Genomic DNA, 14,831 nt, shown 5'->3' on the forward strand with positions numbered 1-14,831 from the left:
GCGACAGCGCCGAGCTCGTGCTTTGCTGCGAGACGACGTCGGCATCGCCGTCCGTCACCGTCACCGTCGCCACCACGTTGATCAGAGTGCCGAGGTCGAGCGTGTTGTCCTCGTTTGCGCCTTGCGGCGCGTTCGAGTGCTCAAGCGCAACCAGCGACGTCAGCGTCACCGTCGTGCCCGACAGCGTCACCGTGAACGCCGTCGCATCGAGCGAGGCATTGCCGTCGCTGTCGTACTTGCCCGAGATCTGGGTGGCCGAGTCGACCACCAGCGTGATCGCATGGTTGCCGTCCGTCGTCACCAGTCCGGTCGCCGCTGCGCCCGCCAGGGCGAGTGCGTAGCCCACATCCGTCGTGTAGCCATCGACCGCGCTTGCCGTGAAGGACGGCGGCGTGATCGTCACCTGGCTATGCCCGCCAGCCCCGCTCGCCTCGACCACCTCGGCCGCGCCAACTGTCACCGGCGCCGTGATCTCAAGTGTCGGCCCGTCGTCGTCGAAGTTGATGAAGGAGCCGACCTCTTCGGTATGGGCGTTGGTGCTCGTCGTCAAGAAATGGAATTCGGAGATGTCGCACCCTTCATTTGAATCGACACCCTTGACCGTCAACCGGTCCATCGGGCTGCCGGTGGTGACATCGACGGTGGTGGTGTTATCGAGCCCGGTGATGGTAACGGCGTTCCCGGTCCCGCTGAGCCCAGTGATGGTGACGTTGCCGCTGCCTGTGGCATAGGTGCCATCGGCGGTGATGAGGGACGCATACCCCGATGTCCCCGTCAACTTGATGCCGGTGATGTCCACGGGGTTGGTCGTGGTGCCGTCATAGAAATTTGTGCCTTGATCGTTGCCCGTATTGTTGAAGGCGCTGATTTGGACGTCCACACGATCATTCGGATTGGAAGGCGTTACCTGGCTGATCGTGAACCCGGCCTGCGTGATGGTCTCGATATGGCTGCCGTACTGGATTTGCGCGGCACTGCCCGCGGCCAGAGTACCGCCGGTCACAAAATCGACCTGCAGTGTTTCGTTCGGATTGATGCTCTGGTTGCCGACGCCGAAGCCCTGGGTACTGACGTTGGCGGTGCCACCGTTCAAACCGATCACCAGAAGCTGCTTGGAAGCGTCATTGGCCGAATTGATCAGGTAGAAATCATTGTTGCCGGGCGCGGCCGCCGAGCCCAGGAAACTAGCCACGGAGGTCCCGGTGACCGAGGCGAACACCATGTCGGTCAGATCGATGCGGTCGTCCGGGTCGGTCGCGTCCGGATGGAGCAACGGCACATACTGGACCAGGTACAAATCCGCATTGGTGGCGCTCGTGGGATCCAGCCCGAACGAGAAGGCGAGCGCCCCGCCCTCATCGGGCTCGTCTGTCGGGTCGGAGGTACCAATGACGCCGATCACGACGTTTGGATCGGTTGAGTCCTGGAACAGCCAGACATAATTGCCGTCGACCGTCTGAATACCGCTGTTTACGCCGTCGGTGGTGGAAAACGGAGTCCCAGAGGCGCTCTGTGTGAGAACGAGCCCGGTGATGGTTTCCCCTGCGCTCGCTGTGGCATGCACGAAGTCGCCCTGGGAGGCGACCTCCAGCGCGGTGCCGAGAGTCAGGAGATATTGCAGCGTGGTGTTGGTGTTGCCAACCGGCTCAATATCGTCGTCCGTATGACCGATGCTTTCGTCGATGATGATGTCTTGAGCTGTGATGTCGAGTGACATGGAGATTCTCCCCTTTTTCAATACATCGAGAAAAGGGTATTCACCCCCCACCCGATGCCGGATGCACCTACCCCAGGGCATCCGCTGACGCGCAGAATTGCGGCCTTTTATCCTCCATTGTGCCGCTGACGCCGAGCACGCGTCCATTCGCGGTTCGATAGTGTTATGGTGAATGCCCCTACCTGATCGAACGATATACATCCTTCGATAGACCGGGCCGCGACAGGCGCTCGCGGGCAACCGTGTTGGTTTGGTGGATGGATCGATATGCCGTGGGTTTCCGGCCTGTTGCCGGTATCCTGTCGACGCAGTGCCAGCTGACCGAAGGGAGGGATCAAAGCCCGCTTTTGTGGCCTGGTCCCAGATGGTCGGCGCCGTCGCCAAAAGTCGCCCAGGCGAGTTCGGCCCTGCTGCCGAGGCGCAGCTTCTCGTAGACGTGATGCAGGTGCATCTTCACCGTGCCTTCGGATACATGCAGCCGCTGCGCGATGATCTTGTTGCGCAGGCCGCGTGAAACAAGGCCGGCGACTTCCGTCTCGCGTCCGGTAAGCTTCGGCGCGGGGTTAGGCAGCGGTCTTGGCGTCAGCATATGCTGAAGGATGTGGTTGTCGACCCACTTTCGGCCGGCTGCCACCGCATTGACGCATTCGACAAGGTAACCGTGGCTGACGCCGTCCATCAGCAGGCCGTCGGCATCGAGCCCGGGGATTTCGTTGAAGTCGAATCCGCCGTTTGGCTGCAGGATGTAGATGATGCCCAGAGGGCTGCTGGTGGCTCTCAGCCTTGCGGAAAGACCGGCTGCCTGCCGGTCCGCAGCATCCAACCCAATGATGACAAGATCAGGCCGGTGGCGCTCCACCAAGGGGAGAACCTCAATCGTGTGGTGGCATTCTGCGACAACGCTATGTCCCGCCTTACGCAAAACCCACTCAAGACCGGCGAGATAGACCCCCCGCGGGTCCGCTACAACCAGGGCAGACATGTGAACACCGTCCGTAAAAAACGCAACGAACTTTGTTTAATATGTCAAGAAACCAGAGCTTCGGTCGATTGTCAAGGAGTTGCTAATATTGTAGTATATTCAAGGCTATGAATGGCATTTTTTCTGCGTTCGACAGGCCCGCCGAAGCGCTCGTGATCACGCAAGGCGCCTCTGGATTTGCTGGCATCACTGCGTTCGACAGCCGTGATCGGAACTGAGGTCTGTTGTCCTGAGGCGGGGCATCAATGTTCGAGGTCGGCGGATTTTTTCGGCAACGAATGCCGTTCTCAAAGGGCCGGCGCATCGTCGGCGCCCTTGCTCTCGTCGCCGCTGTATTCGGGCTGTTGCTGCTCGCACCGGAAGTGGCGAACGCGCAGCTGAACTGGACGCTCGATCCGGCGAATTCGACACTCACCTATCAATCGGTGAAGAAGAACACCATTGTCGAAACCAACAAGATCAGGAACCTCTCGGGCACGCTGACATCGGATGGCGCCGCCAAGGTCACGTTCGACCTCAACTCGGTCGACACCGGCATAGACCTTCGCAATGTCCGCATGCGCTTCCTGTTCTTCGAAACCTTCAAATTCCCGACGGCGGAAGTGACGGCGAAAGTCGATCCCGCCGCTTTTGCCGATCTCGCCACCAAACGGCGCATGAGCGCGCATATCCCGTTTCGCCTGAGCCTGCACGGCGTCGACAAGGACCTTGAGGCCAATGTCGTGGTCACCATGATCACCGACAGCATGGTGTCGATCGCCTCGGAGGCGCCGGTCGCCGTGCATGTCGAGGATTTCGGCCTGTTGCCCAACATCGAAAAACTCCAGCAGGCGGCCAATGTCAGCAGCATCGTCCCGACGGCTTCGGTGTCGTTCGACTTCGTCTTCACCGCTGATGGGGCCAAGCCGGCGGCGGCGCCTGCCGTCGCGGCCGCAGCCCCAGCCGATGCCGGGCCGGTCGCCACAGATGCAGGCAAGACGTCCTTCAGCGACGATGAATGCCTGAACAGGTTCGAGGTGCTGTCGCGCACCGGCGCCGTCTATTTTCGCCCAGCCAGCGCTCGGCTCGATGAAAAGAGCCGCCCACTGCTGGCCGAGGTGGTCGGCGTCGTCGGCAAATGTCCGAAACTGAAGGTCGAGGTTTCGGGCCATACCGATTCCGACGGGTCGCCGACGGCCAACAAGAACCTGTCGGAACGGCGCGCCAAGGCGGTCGCCGACGCGATCATCGCTGCGGGCATTCCATCGGCGCAGATCACGGCTTCCGGCTATGGCGAGGAAAAGCCGGTGGCGCCGAACGATACGCCGAAGAACAAGGCGCTGAACCGGCGGATCGAGTTCTCCGCCACGCCGCTCGCCAACTGAGCCGGTCCTTAACTGAAAAGGCCCGTCAACCGAAAAGGAATCCGGTGCGTTTGGACATGATTGCAAGTTGCGGCAACTTCATGCGCGGCATCGGCCTCGCGGTGCTGGCGCTTGCGTTGACCATGACCATTACCATGACCGCGGCCAGTGCCGAACGCCGCATCGCCCTGGTGCTCGGCAATTCCCATTACCGGAACGCGCCGGTGCTGCCCAATCCGGTGAACGATGCGCAGGCAATGTCCGATCGCCTGAAGGGGCTGGGCTTCGAAATCGTCTCCGGCCTCGATCTCACCAAGGCGCAGACGCAGGAAAAGATCGCGCAATTCGCCAGGCAGGTGCGTGGCGCCGATATCGCGCTGTTCTTCTATGCCGGTCATGGCCTGCAGGTCTCGGGCAGGAATTACCTGCTGCCTGTCGATGCGGCGCTGGAGGACGAGGCCTCGCTCGACTTCGAAGCCGTGCAGGTGGATTTCATCCTGCGGCAGATGTCGCGCGAGACCAGCATCAGGCTGGTGTTCCTCGACGCCTGCCGCGACAACCCGCTCGCCGATGTGCTTGCCAAGGAGACTGGCGGCGACAGCACGGCAAGCAGCGGCCTTGCCGAAATACCGATCGAGAATGGCGGCGCCGGCACGCTGGTCGCCTTCGCTGCCAGTCCCAACCAGCTCGCCTATGACGGACCGGGCGAGCACTCGCCATTTTCGGCGGCGCTGCTTGCCCATATCGGCGAGGTCAACGTCTCGATCACCGAGGCGATGAACCGGGTTACGTCGGATGTGTTCAAGGCCACAGCCGGACGCCAGCGGCCCTGGATCAACGTTTCGCTGACCACCGATGTCGTGCTTCACAAGGTCGATCTCAAGGCGCCGCTGATCGTCGGCGATTCCGGCGCGGCTGCGCCCGAAGGCGATACGCAGGCGCGCACCGGCGCGGCCGCCAATCCGCCGGGTGCGGACGCCGGCGAGCAGGCGCTGGAACAGCTGCGTGAGGAAATTCCGAAGCTGGGCTCGGACGCGCCAGTCCTTTTCGACGTTCCGGTCAATTTTGGAGACCCGGCGATCGACGGCAAGAGCATCGCCCAGCTCATCCAGGGAAAGCCGCACTTCAGTCCCGTCGAGGGCCTGGAAAAATCCGTCTGGGACAACCAGTGCAGCAACTGTCATCAATGGACCGAGGAGCGGCTGTGCGACCAGGCCAAGACCCACGTCACCAATGACGTCTCGGTGTTGCGCCTGCAACACCCGCTGGGCACGCGCTTCAAGGTGGCGCTCGGCAAATGGGCGCAAAACGGCTGCAAATGAGGCCGCCAACAATGGGTTGGATCAGATTTCAATGAAATCTCATCACGATCCAGAGCAATCAGGCTCGGCGCAGCGCCTCGGTTTCGGCCAGATGGATGCCCATTTCGACAAAGGCGGTGAGCACGGAGAAGCGGTCCGCCACCGCAACCCGCGCCAGTCCGGCCAGTATGCCGGTATTGACGGCATGCGCAGCCGGCAGCGGCCGCAGCCCCGACCCGTTCTGCGCAGCCAGGCCGCTGATATGCCGTTGCGCCGCGAGCGCGATCCAGCCGGCAGGCGTGTGCTGCTGCGTCATCGCCGCCCCGGCGACAGCCTCCCGGCGGGTTGCATTGTTGGGGTCGCCGACCCAGTCCTGGATCAGTGCCAGCGTTGCGAGATCCTGCTCTTCGAGCAGTTCGGTCAGATGCCCAAGGCACTCGTGGCCCCACCAGATTGCGGCCCGGTCAGGCAGGAGATAGGCGCAAAAGGTAATCGCTTCCTCGGGGATGCGCCCGGCCATCAGCCGGCGGCAGAACTCGAGCGAGGGTTGGTCGGTCGGAACGGCCGTCATGTCCCGGGCGACAGCCGTGTTCGCGGCGAAGAGATCGCGTGCGGTCTGGAATCGAAGCCCGTTGGCCATCGCTGCTGTTGTCCTCCCCCAGGCCTCACTCAACCCGCCTGCGAGGCGCGGGTCAAGTCTGTCGACCACCACATGTCCATGACGTTGTTCACAGACAAACGCCTCACGGTTTGGTATATTCCACAGCCGACCGTGATCTCGACAGATCATTGTCGAACAGGAAGAGTTGGCCCGGATCCATGGATCGGGCCTGAGTGAAAATCGGATGCTCGAAACGGGAGTAACCGTTATGCAGCGGCACATTTCAGTCTTGGCATTGGCGACCGTGCTTTTCTCGACTCACGTCTATGCCGACCCACTTCAGAAATCGGAAGACATTGTGAAGTTCTTTGCCGGCGCGATCGATCACGGCGCGGCACGCGGGATCTGCGTCGGCACCGAGGACGAGTGCAAGAGCAAGACCGGCCAGAAAGACAAGCCGCCGGAGAAGACCGGCCTCGACATGCTGATCAATTTCGGCCTGGATTCGTCCGAGCTCGACGCCAAGGCGCGCAGCGAACTCGACGAGTTCGCCAAGGCGCTGAAGGACGATCGGCTGAGCAAGCTGTCCTTCGTCGTCGAAGGCTATACCGACGCATCCGGCTCGGCGACCTACAATGAGGGGCTGTCGCAGCGCAGGGCGCAATCGGTCACCGCCTTCCTCGAATCCAACGGCATCGAATCCACCCGCATCAAGGCGGTCGGTCTCGGCGAGGCCAATCCACGCAATCCCGATCCCTACGATCCCGTCAACCGGCGGGTCGAGATGCGGATCAAGGCGCAGTAGCTTCGCCGGCTGCGTCTTCCGGCCGTCGTCAAACACAACGCCGCGCGTCCAACGGACACGCGGCGCTTTTATTGTTTGACATGATCGATCAGTTCTTGAGCACGCCGCCGACCGCTACGCCGGTGCCGAAGATCAGCGCCTTGGTCAGGAAATCATTATTGTCCCGCGGCGGCGGCTCATCCTCGCGCACGACCTCGCGGTTGCGCCTTTTCTGCACGAACTGCTGTTGTCGGCGCGGCTTCTGGGCGTACTGCTTCTTGCGTGGCTTTTCCGCCACCGGCTTCAGCGTGCGGGCCTTCTGCACCACCTGTTTTTTCGGCTTGTCCACGCCGGCCTGGTCGGCCTCATGCTTGGCACGCACGGCCTCCATCATCGGATCCGTCTGGATAACCAGGAACGCCAGTTGCTCGCGCGTCAGGAAAGTGGTCGGAGGCAGCCCGTTCCCCTCTTGCCAGTCGCCGATCGCTTGCCGGGTCTTGGCGCCGATATTGCCGTCGACGCGGCCAAGCTCGTTGCCCAGCGCCTCGACGCGCAATTGCAGGTCGATGCGGCCCTGGCGATCGAGACCGATCGCGTTCTCCGTCGCCTCGGTGCCCAGCACCTTCTTCATGTCGTCCGAAATGCCTACCGAGGTGCGCACGGCAGAACCCGAGTTCGCTTCTTCGGCAGCAAGCGCGGCGACTTCCCGTTCCTGGGCTTTCGGATCGTTCAGCGCATCGATGTTGAGCCGCGCCACCGTGGCGAAGCGGCCATTCGGGAACTGTTCGAGATAGGCTTCGTAGAATGGCGCGGTGTTGCGCTTCGAGGCCTCGTCCCAAAGCCGCTGCTCGACTTCCCACGAAGGCGGTTCGCTGGTGACGGGGGCAGGGGCGGGCGCTGTCGCGGCGTTCGCGTCATCGGCGGCCGGTCTTACCATCGGCGCGGCTTGGGCGGCCGGTTTGCCAAGGAAGACCTCGCGGCCCAGCGATGCGTTGTGCCATGGCCGCTGGCGGCCTTGCGTGGTCTCGGCCACTTCGCCGCGCACCCGCGTCAGCGCGCTCTGGATCTCGACGCCGGGTTCGGTCAGGTGCCTGGCGAGCGCGGTCGAGTAGGGGCTGTCGACGCCGTTGCCGTCAAAGGCGATGGCGCCCGGGTCGGTGGCATAGGCAATCAGGATGCCGCCGGTGCCGACGCCCTCTGATTTAGGGTCGATCGGCGCCAGGCCGGTGCCCAGCGCGGTGGAGCGGGTCTTCGGCATCGCGACCGCCAGCGTCCGTGCCAGCGGATTGTCGCGGCAGGCATCGAGGATGATGACGCCGACCGCCGGGTCGGGCGGCAGTGCGGCCATGAAGTCGTCGATCTGGACGGTGCGGGTCTTGAGATAGGCAGGTGACGTCAGTTGGGCGTCGACCGGGATCAAAAAGTTCTTGCCGTCCACCTGCATGCCGTGGCCGGCATAGAAAATGACGGCGAGGTCGGCATCGTAGGACTGCTCGGTGAATTTGCTGATCAGGCTGTGCATGCCGGCATTGTCCTGGTCGACGCCCTCGATCACCTCGAAGCCGGCATTGCGCAGCGTCGATGCGATGAGATGCGCGTCATTGGCCGGATTGGGCAATTCGACGGCATGGACGTATTTGCTGTTGCCGATGACCAGCGCGACGCGTTTGACGCCACCGGCATCCGGCGCCGCCGCCTGGACGGTGCCAAGCGCGGTCAGCATTAACAGAAAAAATCCGCTCAAAAGAACGGCAAACGCTTTCATGGGATCGGCCCTCCGCCCCAATGGGGCGCGTTATTGATGGCTGCGCATGCTAAATTTCACCAGCGACTGTATCGCTTCTGCCAAAATGGCTGTTGGGCGTATGTGATCCCAGCCACAGTTTTGGTTCACAAGGACCCAAAAACCTTCCCAAATATCCGCAAACATACCATTCGCCGGCCTCAGAACCAATCGGCTTGGCGAAAGCCGGGGCGAACTGCCAGCTCTAGCCCGGCTCAAGAGTATTTTGGATCGAGCCGACCAGTGCCGTTATCGCCTGCTTGTATTTTTCGAACTCCGGCGATGTCTGGCGGACTTCCGTCGTCGTCTGCTGGCCCGCATCGGTGGTGGTGGGCGTCGGCAATTTGCGGCCCATCTTCCGTTCCGCCCAGTCGACGACGTAGCTGGCGGTCTTGCCGGCAAGAAACGGGTTGGCCTGGATAACGGACGAGCCGAGCACGGCGCTCAACTGCGCCGATCCCGGCGACGCCAGCACCTGATGGGCGCCTTCCATACCGAGGAAATGGCAGAGATAGAGCCGGCCGGCGGTGATCTGGTGGCCACGCGCCTTGAGATAGGCTTCGCCCTCGCGCGCCAGATTGCGCACCATCTCACGCGAGATGGTGGCGTCGTAGCGCAAAGCGAGCAGGTCTGCGGTCGACAGCGAGCGCGCCAGTTCGGGACGATAGGTGTTCATCATCCGGATCCAGGTCTTGGATATGAACTGGCCGGCGCCTGTCGCCGAAGACAGCGGGTTCTTGGCCCGCGCGCTACCGCCCGATTCGACGTGGACGATACGGTCGGTCAGGGTTTCGACGGCGGGATCGCTGGAAGTGACGGCGATTGCAGCGGTCACTGTTCCGAGCGGATCGATCGCCTGACCGCTTTGATAGAGTTCGAAATGCAAATGTGGCCCGGTCGACAGGCCGGTGGTGCCGATATAGCCGATGATGTCGCCGGCCTTCACCTTGGTGCCGACACCGCTGGCGATGGCGAATTTCGACATATGCGCGTAGCGCGTCTCGCGGCCGCCGCCATGGGCGATCTTGACCACATTGCCGTAGCCGCCGCCGTCGCCCTGGAAGATGATCTCGCCGTCGAAGGCTGCGGCGATCGGGGTCCCCACGGGTGCTGCCCAGTCGACGCCTTTGTGGATGCGAACAACGCCCAGGATCGGATGCTTGCGTGGCCCGAAGGTCGACGTCATGACACCGTTGACCGGCGTCACCATGCCGTTGGCCACCGTCAGCGAGCGCACCTGGTCGTCGCCCGAGACGCAGGAAAACTGGCCGTCGCTCTGCTGGAAAACGAAACAATCCAAGCTCTTTTGCGTGCCTTGGATACCGACATAGAGTACCCGTCCGTCGGTCTCGTTCTTGCCGCGCGGCGTCTGCGAATAGATCAGCACAAGACGCTGGTCCTCGCTGGCGAAAGCATCCAGATCCTGTCCCCGCGACAGATACATGATGGCTTCGCCGATGATGCCGCTCGGCACATTGTTGCGGGCCGCCGTCGAATAGATCGCGTCGAGCAGGCGGTATTGCCGTTTCTGCGTGCCTTCGGTCTCGGCGCCCGAATAATTGAACAGGTCCTCGCGCACCCACGGGTCGACGCCCGACACGAAGGCACCGGCCGCGTTGCGTGTCAGCGTGCCGACAAAGACGTTCCTGGCGTAGATCGAGACCTGCATCAGCGACATCGTCGTGGTCTCGCGCGTCGGCCTAAAGCCGCGCATCGCCACGACATAACCAGGCTGCAGGCCGTCCTTGTCGAACAGCGCCTTCAGCGCCTCGCCGGCAAGCTTTGCGTCGTCGGCGGAAAAATGCGCATCGAGCGCCACGCTGTCCAGGCTGCGGTCGTTGAGGATTTTCACGAAAATGTCCTGGGTCGCCTCGAAGCGCTGGTATTCCGAGCTGACGTTGGCAACGCTGGTGTTGTTTTCGACCGGTGTCTTCTGAAAGGCGGGGAGTGCTGCTTCGCCCTCATCGATGGTCTCGCCCCAGCCGGCCTCGGGGTCATCGGCCGCCGCCGATGCACCCGGAGCGACCTGCGGGTCAGGAGCTGGGCCGGAGGCCGCCGGAGCCCCGTCCGCGCCGGGCGATGGTTGAAGATCGTTCTGCAGGTCATTCTGCGGATCGCTGGGTTCGGCGGGTGGCGCGACCGCGGTCTTCCGCTGCGCCTGAAAGAAAGCGAAATCCTCTTGCGTCGAGGGGATCGTCGTCATGAATTTTTCGCTGGCGCTCAGCATCACGTCGGAGAGAACCATGATCTGAGGGGAGATGCCGGCCTGGTCGAGCTCCGCCGGGCGCGGCATCCCGCGGCTCTTGGCAGCGCCCGCCTCCGGCGCCAGTGTGATCCACATCGGGTCGCCGGCAAGGTCGATGATGGCCGGCACGTAGACCGATGCGTCGGCCGGCACGTCGTCCGAGCCTTCGACGGCGTGCAGTTCCTCGTCTTCGTCGCCGAACGACCAGTAGTCGGCGGTAAGATAAAAGCCGGTGGCAATCGCGGCGAGGACGATTGTCGCCAGGCCAGCCGCCAGCCCGAGCCAGATCCTGCGCCTGCGCAGCGCGGCGCGCGCCTGCTTCTTTGCCTTGAAGCTGGTGTCGATGCTGTGCGTCACGGCGCGCTTCCGGTCAGGAAGAAGGTCCAGCGCACCTGTTCCTGGGTGTCGACTTCGAGAAACTTCGCCGCGATATGGCCGCGCTGCCAGCATTCATCGATGCCGCGGATCGAGAACCGCCGCCGCTCGATGCACATGTCGGTGGAGCCTGCCAGAATGGCGTGGCCGAACACATCCGTCGCGTAGATGTAGATGTAGCGGTTGGTCAGCTCCTCGCGGATGACGTTGACGCATTGATTGGCGCCGATGGTCCACCAGCCATCGGTCTGGTCGGCATCGTCGACCTTCTGGCCGACGGCAAGATTGACGACGTCGAGCGTCTGGTTGCAGACGGTGAATTCGGCGCGCGCTTGCCCGGTGGAAAGAATTGCCAGCAACAGCGCCGCGACCGCGCTCGCGGCGAGCTTCACCCGCACGTTCCGGGCAAGCAGGACGGGATCTCGGCGACGACGTTGCATCGGCGTCGGTGCTAGCCGCCGAGGCGGAAATATTTGGCGGTCGCCGAAAATGCCGAACTCCTGGCGCCGATCTCGTCGAGGATCCTGGGCAACAGCACCGAGGCCGGCGTCGGCGTTGTGAAGTCCGCCGCCTTTATGTCCTGCGGCCCGGTGATCACCATGATGATCTGCGGCAACGCCTTGCCTGCCGCCTTGTCGGCGGCGCCGAGCCCGATCGGGATCGAGAAGGTCGCCTTGTCGGCTTGTACGACAACATGATCGTCGAGGTTGAACGCGATGCCCCTGTGGTCGATCAGGAACACGCTCGACACCAGCCCGCCATGCGTCATCAGCGTGCCGTCGATCGGCGAGCCGTCCGGCACCGATGTCTGGTCGAGGACAAGCTGCGGCCTGTCGGCCGTGCTCGCGCCCATGAAACGCAGGAAGCCGGTGATCCCGCATTGCGAGGGCTGGATAAGGCGGACGCTGATATCCGGCTCGACATGGAACTTCGCCTGGAATTCCCCAAGCAACTGTTCGAAGGGTGGCACCGACGTGCCGAAGCCCTCGATCGCGACACCCTTGTCGGCGGCCGACGTCACCGTCGCAAAAAAACAATCACCACCATTGAAGGCGCGTACCCAGGTGACCCGCTCCGCGGCCGCATCGGCCGGTGGCGGCACCTCCGGCTTGGGCACGTTCATGGCAATGTCGGGCTCTGCCGGCTTGTCGGCCTGCTCACCGCTGGCGATATCGGGCTGGCTCGGCTTAGGCTCCGCGGTCGGTTCAGGCGCCCGCGCCTTGGGCTCGGGCGCTTGAGCGGTGGGTTCCAGCGTCGGTGCTGTGGGTTTGGGGGCCTCGGCCGTCGGTTCAGGTGTTTGCGTGGCTGGCGCTGTCGCCTTGGGCTCTACCGGCGGACTGACAGGCTCGGGGTTCTTCGCGGCATCGGGCTTCGACGGGCCGGATGGCGGTTGCAGCGCAACGGTCTTGTCGGTTGGTTCGGCCGGCTGCGGGGCCGTAGCGCTCGACGCGACTGGCGGCGTCGGCTGCGGCTCGACCGGCGCTTTGGCCTGATCTTCAGCCGCAGTCTCCGCTGGTTGCGGCTTTGGCACCGTCTTCTCGACCGGCGGAGTGGCCGGAGCGGGCTTGTCAGCGACGATCGGCTTTGTCAGTTCGGGTTGGAGCGGCTTGCCGGTGTCGGTGACGCGAGGCCGGTCTCCGAATCCCACGATACCCGATGCATAGAGCCCTCCAAGCGATACCATGACCACCGCCGCCAGCACCGCGATCGTCAGATTTCTGCCTGTAGTAGCACGCTTCGGCGGTGTGCTTGCTCGCTTGGGAGTTTCAGCAGCCGGTTTCGGCTGCGACAGGTGCGCCGGGCGCACGTGCGGCACGAAAGACGGCTCCGCCGTGCCGCTTGGCGGGGCCGAACCGAAGCCTTGGGCCGGCGAGTCCCCGATCTTCGAGACAGGCCCTGCGGTCTGCCCGGTTCGCGGCAGACCGGGCCGGGGCGCGAGCGATGCCGGCGGCAAGGTCGCCTCGCTGTCGTCGCGCGTCAACCGGGCGATTTCGGCCATGCTGGCCGGTCGATCATCCGGGTCAGGCTGCAGCATCGCTTCGACGATGTCCCTGAAATCGGCATCGATGCCGGAGAGATCAGGGACGGTCCGCCGTTTTTCGACGATCTCGTATTGCGAGCCGCCCATGTCGATCGGCTTGCCGCGCAGCGCCGCCGCCAGCACCAGCCCCAGGCTGTAGATGTCGGACTGTTCGCTGACCTCGCCGCCATAGAGCCCGAGCTGCTCGGGAGAAACATAGTTGTATTTTCCGGCGAACTTGCCGCCGATCAGCGTCTCGCCACCGACCGCGGCCGATCGCGCAATGCCGAAATCGATGATTTTTGCCCGCTCGACCCGGCCTCCCGGCAGGATGATGTTGTCGGGCGAAAGATCGCGGTGGATGGCGCCGGCCTGGTGCACGGCGCTCAGGCCCGAGGCCAGCCGGTGGCACAGTTTGCGCACATCCGGAGTCGCCATCGCCCCGCCGCGCATGATGTCGTAGAGCGACTGGCCGTCGACGAATTCCATCGCCAGATAGGGCCGCCCGATGCCGGGATCTATGGTGAAGACGTGGTAGCGCACGACCGCGTCATGCGACAGATGGTTGAGGATCGAGGCTTCCTTGCGAAACAGCGACAGGATCGTCTGATCGCGGGCGAATTCCGGCAGCACGATCTTGATCGCGACATGATCGCCGGTCTGGATGTTGTGGCCGCGATAGACTTCGCCCATGCCGCCCGACGCGATGCGTTCGTCGAGCTCGTAGATGCCGCTGAGCTGCGTGCCGACGCTGGTATCCGCCATGTTGGGCAATAGCCGGGTCTTGTCGTCGGAGCTCATCGGTCGTGGCCTCCTGCTCGGGACAGGCCATTGCCTTTGTCTCTGATCTTGACCAGAACGATGGTGACGTTGTCGGTGCCGCCGCGCTCAAGCACCATGGAAAGCAGCTTTTCGCAGGCAGCCTGCGGCGCTGCCGAGAGCACTGCTGCCGCAATTTCCGCGTCGCTGACATGCGCCGTCAGCCCGTCCGTGCTGAGGATGAAGATGTCGCCGGCAAGGGTCTCTCCCTGCTGGAAGTCTATGGCGATTTCGTCGTTGACGCCGATGGCGCGGGTGATGACGTTGCGGCGCGGCCAGTTCTCCGCTTCGGCTGCGCTGATCGCGCCGCTGTCGAGCAGTTCCTGCACCTCGGTGTGGTCGCGCGAAATCTGCGAGATCGCGGCGTTGCGCACGAGATAGACGCGGCTGTCGCCCGACCACAGGCAGGCGAACCTGCCGTCCATGGCCAGCAGTGCGGCAACGGTGGAGCCGATGGTCACGCCGCGTGAGCGCGAAATCCGGCGAATCTCGGCATGCGCCCGGTTCAGCCGATCCTCAAAGCGGGCGCGCAGATCCGGCGCCGAACTGGCGATGCCGATCGTCGCCAGATGCTCGACAATGCTTGCCGAAGCGACTTCTCCGGCCTCGTGCCCGCCCATGCCGTCGGCCACCACCCAGAGGCCGATCCGCGGCTCGACCAGAAAGCTGTCCTCATTGTGGTCGCGCACGCAGCCCTTGTGGCTCACGCCGTAGCTCTCAAAGGCGGCATCGTTCACTTGCCTACGCTCCGCGACGCCTTGGCTGACGTGCCTGGCCAGTCTGCCACAGCCCCATTCATTAGAGTATCGAAATCTAAGCCGCTGATGACGGACGGTGTGGTGCCGCCGCTGTCTCTGCGTC

10 protein-coding genes and 1 pseudogene are annotated in these 14,831 nt (G+C 63.4%); 3 read left to right on the forward strand and 8 right to left on the reverse strand.

What is annotated here, in order from left to right:
* Positions 1–1,717 (reverse strand): annotated as a pseudogene (locus NKJ75_RS28300) (DUF5801 repeats-in-toxin domain-containing protein); the annotation flags it as partial.
* A gap of 334 nt (positions 1,718–2,051) precedes the next feature.
* Positions 2,052–2,576, reverse strand: coding sequence for a response regulator transcription factor (locus NKJ75_RS28305; RefSeq protein ID WP_245265818.1), 525 nt, complete (start codon positions 2,574–2,576; stop codon positions 2,052–2,054).
* A gap of 401 nt (positions 2,577–2,977) precedes the next feature.
* Here NKJ75_RS28305 and NKJ75_RS28310 point away from each other — a divergent pair, with 401 nt between their 5' ends.
* Together NKJ75_RS28310 and NKJ75_RS28315 are read left to right on the forward strand one after the other, a co-directional pair.
* Positions 2,978–4,063 carry an OmpA family protein gene (locus NKJ75_RS28310; RefSeq protein ID WP_245265813.1) on the forward strand — a complete coding sequence of 362 codons (1,086 nt, stop codon included), beginning with the start codon at positions 2,978–2,980 and terminating at the stop codon, positions 4,061–4,063.
* 56 nt (positions 4,064–4,119) lie between these two features.
* Entirely contained in the window at positions 4,120–5,364 is a 1,245-nt protein-coding gene (locus tag NKJ75_RS28315; protein ID WP_352500475.1) for a caspase family protein, read from the forward strand.
* A 58-nt stretch (positions 5,365–5,422) separates the two neighbouring features.
* Here the strand turns inward: NKJ75_RS28315 and NKJ75_RS28320 are convergent, their stop codons facing one another.
* A complete protein-coding gene (locus NKJ75_RS28320) occupies positions 5,423–5,983 on the reverse strand; it encodes a DUF6931 family protein (protein WP_023745594.1) in 561 nt (186 codons plus the stop codon).
* 229 nt (positions 5,984–6,212) lie between these two features.
* Here NKJ75_RS28320 and NKJ75_RS28325 point away from each other — a divergent pair, with 229 nt between their 5' ends.
* The gene (locus NKJ75_RS28325; protein ID WP_023745593.1) at positions 6,213–6,749 is read left to right on the forward strand and encodes an OmpA family protein; all 537 of its coding nucleotides are present in this window, start codon (positions 6,213–6,215) and stop codon (positions 6,747–6,749) included.
* A gap of 88 nt (positions 6,750–6,837) precedes the next feature.
* Here the strand turns inward: NKJ75_RS28325 and NKJ75_RS28330 are convergent, their stop codons facing one another.
* From NKJ75_RS28330 to NKJ75_RS28350, 5 genes are all read right to left on the reverse strand, one after another.
* On the reverse strand, positions 6,838–8,451 hold the full coding sequence (locus NKJ75_RS28330; protein WP_352500458.1) for a caspase family protein: 1,614 nt from the start codon (positions 8,449–8,451) through the stop codon (positions 6,838–6,840).
* Between the two features lie 265 nt (positions 8,452–8,716).
* Positions 8,717–11,113, reverse strand: a complete 2,397-nt coding sequence (locus tag NKJ75_RS28335) for a M23 family metallopeptidase (protein ID WP_352500459.1) — start codon at positions 11,111–11,113, stop codon at positions 8,717–8,719.
* Positions 11,110–11,571 carry a DUF1036 domain-containing protein gene (locus NKJ75_RS28340; protein WP_050592389.1) on the reverse strand — a complete coding sequence of 154 codons (462 nt, stop codon included), beginning with the start codon at positions 11,569–11,571 and terminating at the stop codon, positions 11,110–11,112. Before NKJ75_RS28340 ends, NKJ75_RS28335 begins: the two co-directional genes overlap by 4 nt.
* Positions 11,572–11,582: 11 nt before the next feature.
* Positions 11,583–13,952, reverse strand: coding sequence for a serine/threonine-protein kinase (locus NKJ75_RS28345; protein ID WP_023745589.1), 2,370 nt, complete (start codon positions 13,950–13,952; stop codon positions 11,583–11,585).
* The gene (locus NKJ75_RS28350) at positions 13,949–14,707 is read right to left on the reverse strand and encodes a PP2C family protein-serine/threonine phosphatase (RefSeq protein WP_023699767.1); all 759 of its coding nucleotides are present in this window, start codon (positions 14,705–14,707) and stop codon (positions 13,949–13,951) included. Before NKJ75_RS28350 ends, NKJ75_RS28345 begins: the two co-directional genes overlap by 4 nt.
* Between the last annotated feature and the right edge of the window lie 124 nt (positions 14,708–14,831).

The sequence above is a fragment of the Mesorhizobium sp. M0058 genome (assembly GCF_040323095.1).
GTDB lineage: Bacteria > Pseudomonadota > Alphaproteobacteria > Rhizobiales > Rhizobiaceae > Mesorhizobium.

Excerpts from the sequence above, each read along its gene's own strand:
- NKJ75_RS28330 (WP_352500458.1), bottom strand. The coding sequence starts at position 8,451 with ATGCTGACCGCGCTTGGCACCGTCCAGGCGGCGGCGCCGGATGCCGGT.
- NKJ75_RS28325 (WP_023745593.1), top strand. The coding sequence starts at position 6,213 with ATGCAGCGGCACATTTCAGTCTTGGCATTGGCGACCGTGCTTTTCTCG.
- NKJ75_RS28340 (WP_050592389.1), bottom strand. The coding sequence starts at position 11,571 with ATGCAACGTCGTCGCCGAGATCCCGTCCTGCTTGCCCGGAACGTGCGG.
- NKJ75_RS28310 (WP_245265813.1), top strand. The coding sequence starts at position 2,978 with ATGCCGTTCTCAAAGGGCCGGCGCATCGTCGGCGCCCTTGCTCTCGTC.
- NKJ75_RS28315 (WP_352500475.1), top strand. The coding sequence starts at position 4,120 with ATGATTGCAAGTTGCGGCAACTTCATGCGCGGCATCGGCCTCGCGGTG.
- NKJ75_RS28345 (WP_023745589.1), bottom strand. The coding sequence starts at position 13,952 with ATGAGCTCCGACGACAAGACCCGGCTATTGCCCAACATGGCGGATACC.
- NKJ75_RS28320 (WP_023745594.1), bottom strand. The coding sequence starts at position 5,983 with ATGGCCAACGGGCTTCGATTCCAGACCGCACGCGATCTCTTCGCCGCG.